This window comes from Amycolatopsis sp. NPDC050768, assembly GCF_040654155.1.
Taxonomy (GTDB): Bacteria; Actinomycetota; Actinomycetes; order Mycobacteriales; family Pseudonocardiaceae; genus Amycolatopsis.
Genome location: NZ_JBFAHL010000003.1, coordinates 286,119 through 299,141, shown reverse-complemented (window position 1 = coordinate 299,141; position 13,023 = coordinate 286,119). Strand labels below are relative to the sequence as shown.

The following is a 13,023-nucleotide window of genomic DNA, read 5'->3' as shown; positions in this document are numbered from 1 at the left end:
GGTGACTTGACCGGAGAGTTCGTGAGCGTAGTCTCGGCCCCGCACTTCATCGCATTCACGCTCGAGGCGAGAGCGAGGACGACGAGATGGGTGGAGCCGGGGAGCTCGCCGCGCAGGTCAAGGGCGGGGTCTATTTTCCAGGCGACGTGGGGTACGACCGGGAACGGGGCGGGTTCAACCTCGCGCTCGACCACCGGCCCGAGGTGGTGGTGGCGGCCGCGGACGAATCCGACCTGGTCGCGAGCGTGCGCTTCGCCGCGGAGCACGGGTTGGCTGTCGACGTGCAGTCGACCGGCCACGGCGCGCACCGCTCGATGGGCGGCGGCTTGCTCGTCACCACGCGGGGCCTGAACCGGGTCGAGGTCGACCCGCGGCGGCGGGTCGCGCGCGTTTCGGCCGGGGCGACGGCGCGCGACGTCCTCGTCGCCACTGCCGCACACGGCCTGACCGCGCCGGTCGGGTCCGCACCCGGCGTCGGCTACGTCTCCTACTGCCTCGGCGGTGGCCTCGGCATGCTCGGCCGGCGTCACGGTTACGCCGCCGACCACGTACGCCGCTTCGAGATAGTCACGGCGGACGGCCGCGAGCTCACCGTGACGGCCAAGCAGCACCCCGAGCTGTTCCGTGCCCTGCGCGGTGGTGGCGGTAACCTCGCCGCGGTCACCGCGCTGGAAACCAGCCTGGTGCCGCTGCGCGAGCTCTACGGCGGCAGCCTGTTCTTCACCACCGAGCGCGCCCCGGTGGTCATCGAGCGGTTCCGGTCGAGCCTGGCGACGGCGCCGCGGGAGCTGAGCCTGTCGCTCGCGTTCCTTGCCTTCCCGGACGCGCGGGGCGTGCCCGAACCGCTGCGGGGCCGGTTCTGCTGCCACCTGCGCGTGGCCTACCTCGGCGCCGCGGACGCCGGCCGGCGCTTCGTCGAGCCGCTGGTCACGGCGGGCCCGTTCCTCGACACGGTGACGATGATGCCGATGACCGACCTCGGCTCGATCCACGCCGACCCGGTGGGCCCGATGCCGGTCGACAGCGAGAGCCTCGCGCTGACCAGCGAGGACGCACTGGAGGTCGTGCCGTCGCTCGTGGATCCGCGCGCGCCGTTCATGCTGGAGCTGCGCCACCTCGGCGGCGCGCTGGCCGACGAACCCGAGGTCGCGGACGCCGTCGGGCACCGCGCGGCGCGGCTGAACCTGTTCACGTCGGCTCACCCCGGCGCCGCACCCGGGTCGCAGTCGCACGTGTACGAAGCCGTCTCGGAGTGGAGCTCCGGCGGTCCACTGAGGACGTTCCTGCCGACGAGCCACACCGACGCGTCGTCCTGCTACGAACCGGCCACGGCCGCGGAGCTCGCGCGCCTCAAGGACGTCTGGGATCCGGGTGACGTGTTCAGCTTCGCCCCGGCCGTGGGCGCACCAGCTCTTCGAGCCAGTCGAACATCCGGTTCTCGGTGAGCAGCCGGCCCATCGGCTGCACGTGCTCGTTGGCGCCCTCCTCCACGGTGAACCGCAGCAGGTCGGCGCGGCCGCCGCGCCCGCGCACGAGCTCGGCGAGCCGGCTGGACTGGCCGGGCCAGAACTGCTCGTCGTCCGGGTCGGTGATGAGCAGGGGCGTGCTGATGGCGGCGACGGTTTCCTCGTCCAGCTGGTACTTCTCGACGGCTTTGAAGAGGTCGTACCAGTCTTCGTGCGAGTAGGGCCGCGCGCGGAACGTCAGGGTGCGGCGCAGGCCGGGCAGGCGGACGGCGAGGCCCATGTCGCGGTTGAACGCGTCGCGCTCGCCGTGCGCCAGCGCGGTCCGCATGCTCCTGGACAGGTGGCTCGTCCAGGAAGTCGACACGTCGACCACGCCCGGGTCGATCACCGCGGCGGCCAGGCGGTGCTCGAACGCGAGCGCGCGGGGCAGCCAGTAACCGGCCTGGCTGATGCCGTAGCCGGCGAGCTCGGCGACGTCCGGACGGTCGACGAGCGTGTCGACGACCGGGGTCAGCACGGCTTCCCAGTCGTGACGGAAACAGGTTTCGCGCTCGAACAGCATCGACTGCTGGCCGGGGCCGTCGTAGAGGAACGCGTTCCAGCCGCGGGCCAGCGCACCGGCCGCGGCGGAGGTCCACAGGTCACTGAGGGCGCCGTCGCTGCCGTTGGTGATGACCAGCGTCGGGCGCGAGGTGCCGGACGCGTCGGGGCGCAGGAGGTAACCGGGCAGCTCCGTGCCTTCGTAGGGAACCGGGACGCGGAGGAAGGCGCCGTCGGAGCAATCCACGACGGCTTCCCAGCATTCCCGGTGGGACTTGAACGCTTCCTTCAGCGCAGCCGTGTCGTCCCCTGTGGACAGTCCGTCGACGACGCAGGCCCAGTACGTCGCCGCTCGCAGGTAGTGGGAGCCGGCGCTGACCAGGTGCCCGGCTTCGCGCGCCTTCGCGGCTTCTTCCTGCACTCGGGCCGCCGTCCGCTCCCATTCGGGCGCCCAGTCCGTCGCCCGGTCGACGCGGGCGATCGTCGCCAGCACCTCACCGACCTCACTCGCCCCGCGCACGGCGCGGCCGAGCACTCCGCGCGTGGCGAAATCGAGCTCGTCGTCGCGGAAGAATCCCGCGGAAATGACCTTGTTGCCGTGGGAAACCAACGCCACCATTTGTGCCTCCCCATCTTTCGTCCACACTCGCCTCTCGGTGCGGACGTTGACAAGGCGAGGTTTTGCTCAGCCGACGGGGGAAGCGGTGATCGTGCATTCCTCGGCGGCGCCCAGATTCAGCACCGCAGCAGCGGATCCGCCGTTCACGGCGACGGCCAGGTGGCCGGCGGAGTCGGTGAAAACCAGGTTCGTGCCCGGGGGCACGTCGCCGAACGTCCGCCCGATCGTCGCCGACACCGCGACGCGTTCGCTGTGGACCGTGACGCCGCCCCTCAGGCCGGTCAGCTCGAGGTCGGCGGGGGTGGCGGCCAGCTGGACGTTGCCGAAGTGGTCGACCGTCAGCACGTCCGACACGAGCTTCCCGGGGAACGCGGCGATCAACGGCTCAGGCAGCCGGACCAGGTCGTCGACCTCGGGCCCGAAGCTCGCGGGTTCGGCCCCGAGCGCGAGGCGGGCGGCGGCGGGGGCGAACACGTCACGGCCGTGGAAGGTCGCCGACGCCGGGTCGGGCACGTCGATCTCGTAGGCCTCGATCACGCCGCCGAGCGCGGCCGCGGCGGGCAGGAGCAGGCCGTTGTCGGGCCCGACCAGCGGGCCTCGGTGGGTGACGACGACGATGCTTCGCCTTGCGGTTCCCACACCGGGGTCCACCACGGCCAGGTGCACGGCGTCCGGCAGCGACGGCACGGTCTGCGCCAGCACCGCCGCGCCTGGGCGCACCTGCTGCGGCGGTACGAGGTGCGTCACGTCGAGCACGCGCACGTCGGGCGCCAGGCGCGCGATCACCCCGTGGCAGGCCGCGACGAAGCCGTCGCGCAGGCCGTAGTCGGTGGTGAACGAGATCCAGCGGTAGCGCATGACCTGCATCATCCTCGGTCCCCGGGGCCTCGGGTTAGGGTGCAGCCGTGACGAAGCTCGCCGAATACCCGAAGATCGCCGCCGGCAAGGTCCGGGAGCTCTACGCCGTGGGGGACGACCACCTGTTGCTGGTCACGTCCGACCGCATCTCGGCCTACGACTTCGTGCTGGACACGCCCATCCCCGACAAGGGGCGCGTCCTCACGGCGATGAGCGTGTTCTGGTTCACCCAGCTCGCCGACCTCATCCCGAACCACCTCGTGGCCTGGGACGACCCGCGCATCCCCGCCGAGGTCCTGGGCCGGGCGCTGCTCGTGCGGCGCCTGGACATGCTGCCGGTGGAGGCCGTCGCGCGCGGGTATCTCACGGGATCCGGCTTCGCGGACTACCAGCGCACCGGCTCGGTCTGCGGCGTCGAGCTGCCGGGCGGCCTGGTCGAGTCGGCACGGTTGCCCTCGCCCATTTTCACGCCGGCCACGAAGGCCGAGCTGGGTGAGCACGACGAGAACGTGTCGTTCGAAACGGTCGCCGCGCAGATCGGCTTGGCGCGGGCGACCGAGGTCCGCGACGCGACGCTGGCCATCTACCGCCGCGGCGCCGAGTTCGCGGCCGAGCGCGGCATCCTGCTGGCGGACACGAAGTTCGAGTTCGGCCTCGACGCCGAGGGTCGGCTCGTCCTCGCCGACGAGGTCCTCACGCCCGACTCGTCGCGCTACTGGCCGGCCGACGGCTACGAGCCCGGCCACGCCCAGCCGTCGTTCGACAAGCAGTACGTGCGCGACTGGCTCACCGGTCCGTCCGGCTGGGACCGCGCGTCGAACACCCAGCCGCCGCCGCTGCCGGACGACGTCGTGGCCGCCACGCGTGCCCGTTACGTCGAGGCCTACGAGCGGATCAGCGGGCTTTCGCTGGCCGACTGGCCGGGCGCCTGAAACTGTCGGTGGGCGCTGGCAGACTGGATCACATGAGCGAGGCTTTGGTACTGGGCGGCGGCGGGGTCGCGGGGATCGCGTGGATGACGGGCCTGCTGGCGGGCCTTGCCGACGCGGGGCGTGACGTCAGTGGAGCGGACCTGATCGTCGGCACGTCGGCGGGCTCCACCGTCGCCGCGCAGATCGGCAGCGGGTTGAGCCTGGGCGAGCTGTACGTCCGGCAGACGGACCCCGCGCGTCAGTCCCCGGAGATCCCGGTCGAGGTGGACCTGGAGAAGTTCGGCGAGCAGTTCGGCGCCGCGGTTTCGGCCGGCTCGGTTCTCGAGGTCCGGCGCGCGGTCGGCGAGTTCGCGCTGTCGGCCTCCACGGTGCCCGAGTCGCGCCGCCGCTCGGTGATCGAGGCGCGGCTCCCGTCGCACGAGTGGCCCACCCGCGCGTTGGCGATCGTGGCGGTCGACGCGCTCTCCGGCGAGCCCCGCGTCTTCCGCAACGACTCGGGCGTGTCGCTGGTCGACGCCGTGGCCGCCAGCTGCGCCGTCCCGGGCATCTGGCCGCCGGTCTCCCTCGAGGGCCATCGCTACGTCGACGGCGGCGTGCGGTCCGCGGACAACGCCGACTACGCGGCGGGCTACGACCGGGTGCTGGTGGTCATGCCCCTGGGCTCGGCCGATGTCTTTCCTACGGAGAAGCCCTTCGCGGACGTCGTGGCGTCGCTGCGCGCCGGCGGCTCCTCGGTGGCCGTGGTGGAACCCGACGAGGCCTCCCTCGCGGCGATCGGCCAGAACCCCCTGGACCCGGCGACGCGCCGCCCGTCCGCCGAGGCAGGGCGGGCGCAGGGGAAGGGCTTGGAGATCGTCTGGTCGTGATCGCTTCATGAGTGAGGCAGAAAACAGGCAGCCGACCCGACTTTCACTGGCAGACTGGCGTCCGTGATCCTGCTCATCTGCGGCAGTCTGCGGGGCGGTTCGGTGAACGCGGCGGTGATCGGGACCGCTGCGGGGTTCACCGAGTCCAAGGTCTACGCGGGCCTCGGCGACCTCCCCCACTTCAACCCCGACGACGACCAAGACCCCCTGCAGCCGGCCGTCGTGGCGTTGCGCGCGGAGGTCGGTGCGGCCGACGGCGTGCTGATCTGCACGCCGGAGTACGCGGGCGGCCTGCCGGGGTCGTTCAAGAACGTGCTGGACTGGACCGTCGGCGGCGGTGAGATCTACGGCAAGCCCGTGTCGTGGATCAACGCGTCGTCCGTCGCGGCCCCCACCGGCGGCGCGGATGCCCACGAATCGCTGCGCAAAGTCCTCACCTACGCCGGCGCGCGCATCGTCGAAGACGCCTGCGCGCGCATCCCCATCCCGCGCCACACCGTGTCCGACGGCGTCATCACCGACCCCGACCTGCGGGGCCGGATCGCGATGGCCGTGAGCAGGTTGGTGGAGGCCACCAAAGCCTGACACCGCGCAACTCTCATGTGTCCTTTCTGCGCAGTTCACGGCGTTGTCAGGCAGGCGCCACCGGGCTGAGGCGCAATGGGACACGTGGATGCTCGCCTGCTGGTATCGCTGTCCGGGGCCACCCCGCGCACGCTGCACCGCTGCGCCGACCTCGCGTCGGAGCTGGAGCGGCGGCGGGTGCCGCTGTCGATCCTGCACGTCGCGCGGACCGAGGACGGCCCGGTGACCGCCTGGGTGCGCACGCGTGCCGCCGCGGGGGATTCGGTGCTGCTGCACGGCTACGACCACCGCATCATGCCGACGCACCGCACCGTCCAGCTCGGCCGTCGCGCGGAGTTCGCCGCGCTGCCCGCGCACGAGGCGCGCTTGCGCCTGATCGCCGCCAAGGCCGCGCTCGACACCACCGGCGTTGCCGTCGACGGCTTCGCGCCGCCGCGCTGGCTCGCCTCGCAGGGCACGCTGCAAGCGTTGCGGGAACACGGGTTCACGCTCTGCGCCGACGCGGGTTCCGTCCGTGACCTCGTGACGGGCGAGGTGCTCCGGGCCCGCGTGCAGGAGTTCACGAGCCAGTCGCACCGCACCGAGACGGTCCGCTGCTTCGCCCTCGTGCTGGCCTCGGCCCGCGCCGCCCGCCGCGGCGGCCTGGTGCGCCTCGGCATCGACGCCGCCGACCTCACGCGCCCCGGTCTGCGCCAGGCCCTGCTCGACGCGGTCGACGTCGCCATCGAAAACCGCGCCTTCGGCAGCACCTACGGTTCACTGCGCCGCGCGGCCGCCGCCTGACCCCACGCGCCAAGCCCGCGGCTGGAATCATGGGCCGCATGGCGGAAACGAAGACCACGGTGAGCCCGGCGGCAGTCCGCGACGCCGCCCTCACCCTGTTCGCCGAACGCGGCTACCACGGCACCGCGCTCAGCCAGATCGCCGCGGCGCTCGGCATCCGCACGCCCAGCCTGTACAACCACATGCGCGCCAAGCAGGACCTCCTGCGCGACATCGTCGCCGACACCACCGAACAGGTCTGGGCCGACTACGAGTCCGCCGTCGCCGGCATCGACGACGTCGCCGAACGCCTCCGCCGCGCCACTCGCGTCTACGCCCTTCGCCACGCCACCCACCGCCGCGAAGCCCTCATCGTCAACCGCGACATCGCCAGCCTCGAAGATCCCGCCCGCACGGCCGTCCTCGAGCTGCGCCGCCGCCACGCCCAGGCCTTCCGCACCCTCATCGAACAGGCCGGCCCCACCGACGAGGAATCCGCGACGCTCGCGGCGTTCGGCATCCTGGAGATGTGCGTCAGCATCGCTCGCTGGTTCCACGAAGACGGGCCCCTGTCGGCGGAGGCTGTGGCGGACAAGTACAGCGAGTACGCATTGCGCGTCGCGGGCCTCGCCTGAGGATTCTTTCGCCGACGCACACCTGCTTCGCCTGACCACCTCGCCGAGTTTTCGGCGAGTGCCGCGACCTGACCGCAAGCCCCGCGCGACCGCGCCGCGACTCCGATTTCGCCCGCCAACACCGGCCTGGGTGGAAGGCCACGCGCCGCGCACCTGTCCCTCGGCCAAACCACCCGAATCCCCACCCGACCGCACCTTGCCCCCGCCGCCCCTCCTCCCTACACTCCATCAACTAACTATCATTAGTTAACCTCGCGGTGGAGATGTCGATGCTCAGAGTCGAGTTGATCCGTCCCATCCCTCAGCTGCTGGTCGGGCACGCGGCGCGCTTCGGGGGCAAGGTCGCGTTCTACGACGATCGCCGGGCGGTGACCTACGGGGAGCTGGCCGAGCGCACCCGACGGCTCGCCGGGAACCTCGTGGATCGCGGCGTGGCCCGGGGTGCGCGGGTGCTGATCTACCTGGAAAACAGCGTCGAGACGGCCGAGGCGTACCTCGCGACCACGCGGCTCGGCGCGGTCGGCGTGTGCGTGAACCCCAACGCCGCGCCCGCGGAGGTCGCGTACCAGCTCGCCGACAGTGAGGCGCGCGTCGTGATCACCGACGACGCGCACGTCGAGCACGTTCGCGCCATGGTCGAAGGCCGGGAAGCGCTGGTCGTGCTGGTCACGGAAAACGAAGCACCCGAAGAGAACTACGAATACCTCGCCACCACTGAACCGAAATCCGCGCCCCGGGACGACCTCGGGCTCGACGACGTCGCGTGGATGCTCTACACGTCCGGCACCACCGGTCGCCCCAAGGGTGTGCTGCTCACGCAGCGCAGCTGTCTGTGGGTGGTCGCCGCGTGCTGGGCCCCGATCGTGGGCCTCACGTCGGCCGACCGGGTGCTCTGCCCGCTGCCGCTGTTCCACTCCTACGCTCTGGATCTATGCGTGCTCGGCGTCTTCGCCGTCGGCGCGACGGAGCGGATCTTGCCGCGCTTCTCCACGCCCCGCGTGCTCGAACTGCTCGAACAAGAGCCGTTCACGCTGATGCCCGGCGTGCCCACGATGTTCCAGTACCTGCTGCACGGCGTCCGCGGCACGCAGTGGCGCAGCACCACGCTGCGCATGTGCGTGTCGGCCGGCGCGATCATGCCGGCGGCGCTCAACGCCGAGTTCGAGGAGGCGTTCGGTGTGCAGCTGCTGGAGGGCTACGGCATCACCGAAACGTCCACAATGGTCACCATGAACACCCCGGACGGCGGACGGGTACTGGGTTCGTGCGGGCTGCCGCTGCCCGGCGTCGGCGTGCGCCTCGTTGACCCCGTGACCGGCGAGGACGTCGGCGTCGGCGAAGAGGGCGAGCTGTGGGTCAGCGGCCCGAACATCATGCGGGGCTACCACAACCGCGCCGAGGCCAGCGCCGAAGTGCTGCGGCTCGGCTGGTACCGCACCGGCGACCTCGGCCGCCGTGACGCCAACGGCTTCCTCACGATTTCCGGCCGCACCAAGGAGCTCATCATCCGCGGCGGCGAGAACATCTACCCCGCCGAGGTGGAAGCCGTGTTGTTGAAGGTGCCCGGCGTGGCCGACGCCGCCGTCGTCGCGCGCAAGCACGCCGACCTCGGCGAGGTGCCGGTGGCGTTCGTCGTGCCCGAACAACCCGGCGACCTCGACGTGGCGACGCTGCGCGCCGCTTGCGCGCAGGAGCTCTCGCACTTCAAGGTGCCCGAGCAAATCCTCGAAATCGACGCCATCCCCCGCACCGGCTCCGGCAAGGTCATGCGCTTCCGCCTGCAGGAACGCCTGGTCGACGCCTGATTCCGGCCGCGGGTTGACCGTACCGAGCCCTGCCCCTACGCTGCGAACTAACGTTAATTAGTAAGGTGGTGCACGTGGACCTCTCGAACACCTTCACCGTGGACCTGCCGGTCGACGCCGCTTGGCGCGTGCTGACCGACCTCGAACGCGTCGCGCCCTGCATGCCCGGCGCGGCCCTGCTCGGTGTCGAAGACGGCGTGTACCGCGGCGCGGTGAAGATCAAGGTGGGCCCCGTTTCCGCGAAGTACCAGGGCACGGCGCGCTTCGTCGAGAAGGACGACGGCGCCCACCGCGCGGTGCTGCGGGCCGAGGGCAAGGACGCCGGCGGCCAGGGCAACGCGGCCGCGACCGTCACCGCCACGCTCACCGCGCAGGGCAGCGGGACGAAGGTCGACGTGCGCACCGACCTGGCGCTGTCCGGGCGGGTCGCGCAATTCGGCCGCGGCGTGATCGCCGACGTCACCGGCAAGCTGCTCGGCCAGTTCGTCCAACGCCTGGAAGCGGAAGTCGCGAGCGCCGCGCCGGTCAAGCCCGTGAACCTCGACGACGTCGAACCGCTCGACGTGATGGCGAGCGTCGGCGGCACGGTCGCCAAGCGCGCGGTGCCCGTCGCGGCCGTCGCGCTGCTGCTCGTCGTGCTCGTAATCCTCCTGGCGCGCAAGGGAAAGGCGGCGCAGTGACCGTGGTTCGTGAACCCCACCTCTACGTCGGTGGCCAGTGGATCGCCGGCGGTGGCACCGACTGCGAGGTCGAGAACCCGGCCACCGAGGAGCTCGCGGGTGTCGTCACGCAGGCCTCGCCCGCCGTCGTCAACCTGGCCGTGGCCTCGGCCAACGCGGCGTTCGACGGCTGGGCCACCACCCCGGTCGCCGAGCGGGCCGCCGCGCTGCGCCGCCTGCACGACGTGATCACCCAGCGCGCCGACCGATTCGCCGAGCTCATCACGCTCGAACAGGGCTCCCCACCACCGGTGGCACGGAAGTTGCATGTGGACACTCCGCTCGCCGTGTTGGCTCAGACGGCCGACGCCCTGGAAGAGTTTCCCTTCCGGAGCAATCTGGGAAACTCCGTGATCGTGCGCGAGCCCGTCGGTGTCGTCGCCGCGATCACGCCGTGGAACCTGCCGCTGCACCAGATCGTGGTCAAGGTGGTCCCGGCGCTGGCGGCCGGCTGCACCGTGGTGCTCAAACCCGCCGCGCTGACGCCGCTCACCGCGTTCGAGCTGATGCGTGCCTTCGACGCCGCGGGGTTCCCGGCCGGCGTGATCAACCTGGTCACCGGCAGCGGCGGCGACGTCGGTGACCAGCTCACGCGCAGCGCGAGCGTCGACCACGTGTCCTTCACCGGCTCGACGCCGGTGGGGGCACAGGTCGCGGCCGCGGCGGCGGAGACGATCAAGGGTGTCACGCTGGAGCTGGGCGGGAAGTCCGCGAGCGTCGTGCTGTCCGATGTGGACGACGCGCTGCTGGCCAAGGCCGTGAAGGTCACCGTGGCCACCTGCTACCTCAACGGCGGCCAGACGTGCACCGCGCTCTCGCGGCTGATCGTGCCGGCCGACCGCTTGCAGCAGGTCGAGGAGCTGGCGGCCGCCGCGTCCGCGAAGTACGTGCCTGGCGAGCGGCTCGGGCCGCTGATCTCGGCCGGGCAGCGCAAGGAGGTCGAGAGCTTCCTCGGCTCGGGTGAGGCCCGCGTGATCACCGGGCCGGTCGAGCTGCCCGAGCGTGGCCACTACGTCACCCCGACCGTCTACAGTGGCGTGGATCCGGACTCCCGCCTCGCGCAGGAAGAGGTCTTCGGCCCTGTGCTGGCCATCCTGTCCGCGGAGTCCGACGACCACGCCATCGCCATCGCCAACAACTCGCGCTACGGCCTCGGGGGTGCACTGTGGACCGGTGACCCGGACCACGCGCTGGAGTACGCCGCGCGCATCCGCACCGGTCAGGTCGACGTCAACGCGGCGCCGTTCAACCCGCGCGCGCCGTTCGGCGGGTACAAGGCGTCGGGCATCGGTCGGGAGATCGGCGACTACGGCATTTCCGACGTCCTCGAGATCAAGGCGGTGCAGCTGTGACCGAAGTGAACGCGTTGGTGCTCCGGGAAACCGGCGCTCCGATGACCGTCGAACGCATCCGCCTGCGCGATGTCGGCCCGGGTGACGTGCGGGTGCGCATCGACGCCACCGGCGTCTGCCACTCCGACCTGTCACTGGCCCGCGGCGTGCTCGCGCAGCAGCTCCCGGCCGTGCTCGGGCACGAGGCGTGCGGAACGGTGCTGGAGGCCGGCGCCGAAGTCACGGATCTGGCCGAAGGCGATCGCGTGATCCTGCTGTGGATCACGCCGTGCGGCGACTGCGTCCACTGTGGCCGAGGTGAGGCGCACCTGTGCGTCAACGGGGCCGCGCGTGGCAGCGAACCGTACGCGTCGGACGCGGACGGAAACCCTGTCTACGCAGGCCTGACGGTCGGTTCGTTCGCCGAGCAGACCGTCGTCCCGGCTGCCGCGGCGGTGAAGGTGCCCGACGACATCGGCTCCGCCGACGCCGCGTTGCTCGGCTGCGCCGTGACCACCGGCGTCGGGGCCGTCACCAAGACCGCGCGCGTCCAGCCCGACTCGTCGGTGCTGGTCGTGGGTCTCGGCGGCGTGGGCTTGGCGGCGATCCAGGGCGCGAAGCTTGCGGGCGCCCGCACGATCATCGCCGTCGACCGCAACCCCGACAAGGCGGCCTACGCCACGAAACTCGGCGCCGACCACTTCGTCCCGGCCGACGACACCACGAAAAAAGCCGTGCGCGCCCTGACCGGCGGCGAAGGCGTGGACTACGCGTTCGACTGCGTCGGCTCCGCCCGCACGATCCGCGACGCGTGGGGCATGACGCGCCGCGGCGGCACAGCGTGCGTGGTCGGTGTCGGCGGCAAGGACGACCTCGTGTCGTTCAGCGCGCTCGAACTGTTCCACTTCGCCCGCACCCTCGTCGGCTGCGTCGCCGGCTCGCTCGACGCGGCCCACGACCTGCCGAGGTACTTCGAAGACGTCCGAAGTGGACGGCTCGACCTCGCCGCGATGGTGACCGGCCACGGTGGACTCGGCGACATCGAGAGCGCGCTCGCCGACATGGCCGCCGGTCAGGGCGTGCGGACGCTGGTGGTGCCGGCATGAAGGTCGGAGCGCTCACCATCGAACCGGTCTACGACGGCTACGGCCGCGAGCCCGCCCGGGAAGTCCTCGTACGTCCGGACGTGCCCGACGCGTGGGCCTGTCACGAGCACTTTCTCGACGAGCGCGGCGACCTCGACCTCACGCTCGGCGGGTTCCTGCTGCGCACCGGCGACCGCGTGGTGCTGATCGACGCCGGTGTCGGCACGATCGACAACGACAAGTACCACGGCGGGCAGTTCCTCGAGAGCCTGCGTGAACACGGCGTCGCTCCCGACGACGTGACCGACGTCGTGTTCACGCACCTGCACTTCGACCACGTCGGCTGGGCCACCAAGAAGGGCCAGGTCGTGTTCCCGAACGCGACCTACCGTGTGCACGCGGCCGACTGGGCGCACTTCGTGGACGGCCCGGACGCCGAACCCGGCGCGGTGCGCAAGCTGTCGCCGCTGGCCGAGCGGCTGGAACCGTTCGAAGCGGACACCACGCTCGCGCCCGGCCTCGACACCCGGCACGTGCCCGGCCACACACCCGGCTCCACGATCTTCGTGGTCTCGAGCGAAGGCGAACGTGCACTGCTGCTCGGCGACGTCGCACACTCCACAGTGGAGCTCACCGACCCGACGTGGGAGGCGATCTTCGACGTCGACCGCACGGCCGCGCGGAAGGTGCGCGCCGGCTTGATCGAGGAGCTCACCGACAGCTCCGACGCGGTGGCCGGCGCGCACTTCCCGGGCCTGCGGTTCGGTCGCGTCGTGACCGTCTCCGGCGAGCGCCGGTTCGAGCTCATCTGAAAGGGAAC

General features: G+C 71.5%; 13 protein-coding genes. 11 read left to right on the top strand and 2 right to left on the bottom strand.

Going from position 1 to position 13,023, the window contains the following annotated elements:
- The first annotated feature begins 86 nt into the window (after positions 1 to 86).
- Positions 87 to 1,445 carry an FAD-dependent oxidoreductase gene (locus tag AB0H62_RS11500; protein WP_360585683.1) on the top strand — a complete coding sequence of 453 codons (1,359 nt, stop codon included), beginning with the start codon at positions 87 to 89 and terminating at the stop codon, positions 1,443 to 1,445.
- On the opposite strand, the gene AB0H62_RS11495 is transcribed toward AB0H62_RS11500, so the two are convergent.
- Together AB0H62_RS11495 and AB0H62_RS11490 are read right to left on the bottom strand one after the other, a co-directional pair.
- The gene (locus AB0H62_RS11495) at positions 1,381 to 2,625 is read right to left on the bottom strand and encodes an alpha/beta hydrolase (RefSeq protein WP_220245120.1); all 1,245 of its coding nucleotides are present in this window, start codon (positions 2,623 to 2,625) and stop codon (positions 1,381 to 1,383) included. The two genes, AB0H62_RS11500 and AB0H62_RS11495, sit on opposite strands and share 65 nt — an antisense overlap.
- A gap of 66 nt (positions 2,626 to 2,691) precedes the next feature.
- On the bottom strand, positions 2,692 to 3,483 hold the full coding sequence (locus AB0H62_RS11490; RefSeq protein WP_220245119.1) for an SAM-dependent chlorinase/fluorinase: 792 nt from the start codon (positions 3,481 to 3,483) through the stop codon (positions 2,692 to 2,694).
- A 47-nt stretch (positions 3,484 to 3,530) separates the two neighbouring features.
- On the opposite strand from AB0H62_RS11490, the gene AB0H62_RS11485 reads away from it, so the two are divergent.
- The 10 genes from AB0H62_RS11485 (at position 3,531) to AB0H62_RS11440 (ending at position 13,015) form a co-directional block, all read left to right on the top strand.
- On the top strand, positions 3,531 to 4,415 hold the full coding sequence (locus tag AB0H62_RS11485) for a phosphoribosylaminoimidazolesuccinocarboxamide synthase (RefSeq protein ID WP_220245118.1): 885 nt from the start codon (positions 3,531 to 3,533) through the stop codon (positions 4,413 to 4,415).
- Positions 4,416 to 4,447: 32 nt separating this feature from the next.
- Entirely contained in the window at positions 4,448 to 5,281 is an 834-nt protein-coding gene (locus AB0H62_RS11480) for a patatin-like phospholipase family protein (RefSeq protein ID WP_220245117.1), read from the top strand.
- A gap of 63 nt (positions 5,282 to 5,344) precedes the next feature.
- Positions 5,345 to 5,866 carry an NADPH-dependent FMN reductase gene (locus AB0H62_RS11475; RefSeq protein ID WP_255638544.1) on the top strand — a complete coding sequence of 174 codons (522 nt, stop codon included), beginning with the start codon at positions 5,345 to 5,347 and terminating at the stop codon, positions 5,864 to 5,866.
- Positions 5,867 to 5,941: 75 nt separating this feature from the next.
- On the top strand, positions 5,942 to 6,649 hold the full coding sequence (locus AB0H62_RS11470) for a DUF2334 domain-containing protein (protein WP_220245116.1): 708 nt from the start codon (positions 5,942 to 5,944) through the stop codon (positions 6,647 to 6,649).
- Between the two features lie 38 nt (positions 6,650 to 6,687).
- Complete coding sequence (locus AB0H62_RS11465) at positions 6,688 to 7,263, top strand: TetR/AcrR family transcriptional regulator (protein WP_220245115.1); 576 nt, start codon at positions 6,688 to 6,690, stop codon at positions 7,261 to 7,263.
- A 269-nt stretch (positions 7,264 to 7,532) separates the two neighbouring features.
- A complete protein-coding gene (locus AB0H62_RS11460; protein WP_220245114.1) occupies positions 7,533 to 9,068 on the top strand; it encodes a class I adenylate-forming enzyme family protein in 1,536 nt (511 codons plus the stop codon).
- A 74-nt stretch (positions 9,069 to 9,142) separates the two neighbouring features.
- Positions 9,143 to 9,748: an SRPBCC family protein gene (locus AB0H62_RS11455; RefSeq protein ID WP_360585678.1), complete on the top strand. Its 606-nt coding sequence runs from the start codon at positions 9,143 to 9,145 to the stop codon at positions 9,746 to 9,748.
- A complete protein-coding gene (locus tag AB0H62_RS11450; protein WP_360585676.1) occupies positions 9,745 to 11,139 on the top strand; it encodes an aldehyde dehydrogenase family protein in 1,395 nt (464 codons plus the stop codon). The genes AB0H62_RS11455 and AB0H62_RS11450 overlap by 4 nt, the downstream gene beginning before the upstream one ends.
- Complete coding sequence (locus tag AB0H62_RS11445; RefSeq protein ID WP_360585674.1) at positions 11,136 to 12,224, top strand: zinc-binding dehydrogenase; 1,089 nt, start codon at positions 11,136 to 11,138, stop codon at positions 12,222 to 12,224. The genes AB0H62_RS11450 and AB0H62_RS11445 overlap by 4 nt, the downstream gene beginning before the upstream one ends.
- A complete protein-coding gene (locus tag AB0H62_RS11440; protein ID WP_220245111.1) occupies positions 12,221 to 13,015 on the top strand; it encodes an MBL fold metallo-hydrolase in 795 nt (264 codons plus the stop codon). The genes AB0H62_RS11445 and AB0H62_RS11440 overlap by 4 nt, the downstream gene beginning before the upstream one ends.
- Positions 13,016 to 13,023 lie beyond the last annotated feature (8 nt).

Excerpts from the sequence above, each read along its gene's own strand:
- AB0H62_RS11440 (WP_220245111.1), top strand. The coding sequence starts at position 12,221 with ATGAAGGTCGGAGCGCTCACCATCGAACCGGTCTACGACGGCTACGGC.
- AB0H62_RS11490 (WP_220245119.1), bottom strand. The coding sequence starts at position 3,483 with ATGCGCTACCGCTGGATCTCGTTCACCACCGACTACGGCCTGCGCGAC.
- AB0H62_RS11500 (WP_360585683.1), top strand. The coding sequence starts at position 87 with ATGGGTGGAGCCGGGGAGCTCGCCGCGCAGGTCAAGGGCGGGGTCTAT.
- AB0H62_RS11480 (WP_220245117.1), top strand. The coding sequence starts at position 4,448 with ATGAGCGAGGCTTTGGTACTGGGCGGCGGCGGGGTCGCGGGGATCGCG.
- AB0H62_RS11495 (WP_220245120.1), bottom strand. The coding sequence starts at position 2,625 with ATGGTGGCGTTGGTTTCCCACGGCAACAAGGTCATTTCCGCGGGATTC.
- AB0H62_RS11465 (WP_220245115.1), top strand. The coding sequence starts at position 6,688 with ATGGCGGAAACGAAGACCACGGTGAGCCCGGCGGCAGTCCGCGACGCC.
- AB0H62_RS11470 (WP_220245116.1), top strand. The coding sequence starts at position 5,942 with ATGGGACACGTGGATGCTCGCCTGCTGGTATCGCTGTCCGGGGCCACC.
- AB0H62_RS11460 (WP_220245114.1), top strand. The coding sequence starts at position 7,533 with ATGCTCAGAGTCGAGTTGATCCGTCCCATCCCTCAGCTGCTGGTCGGG.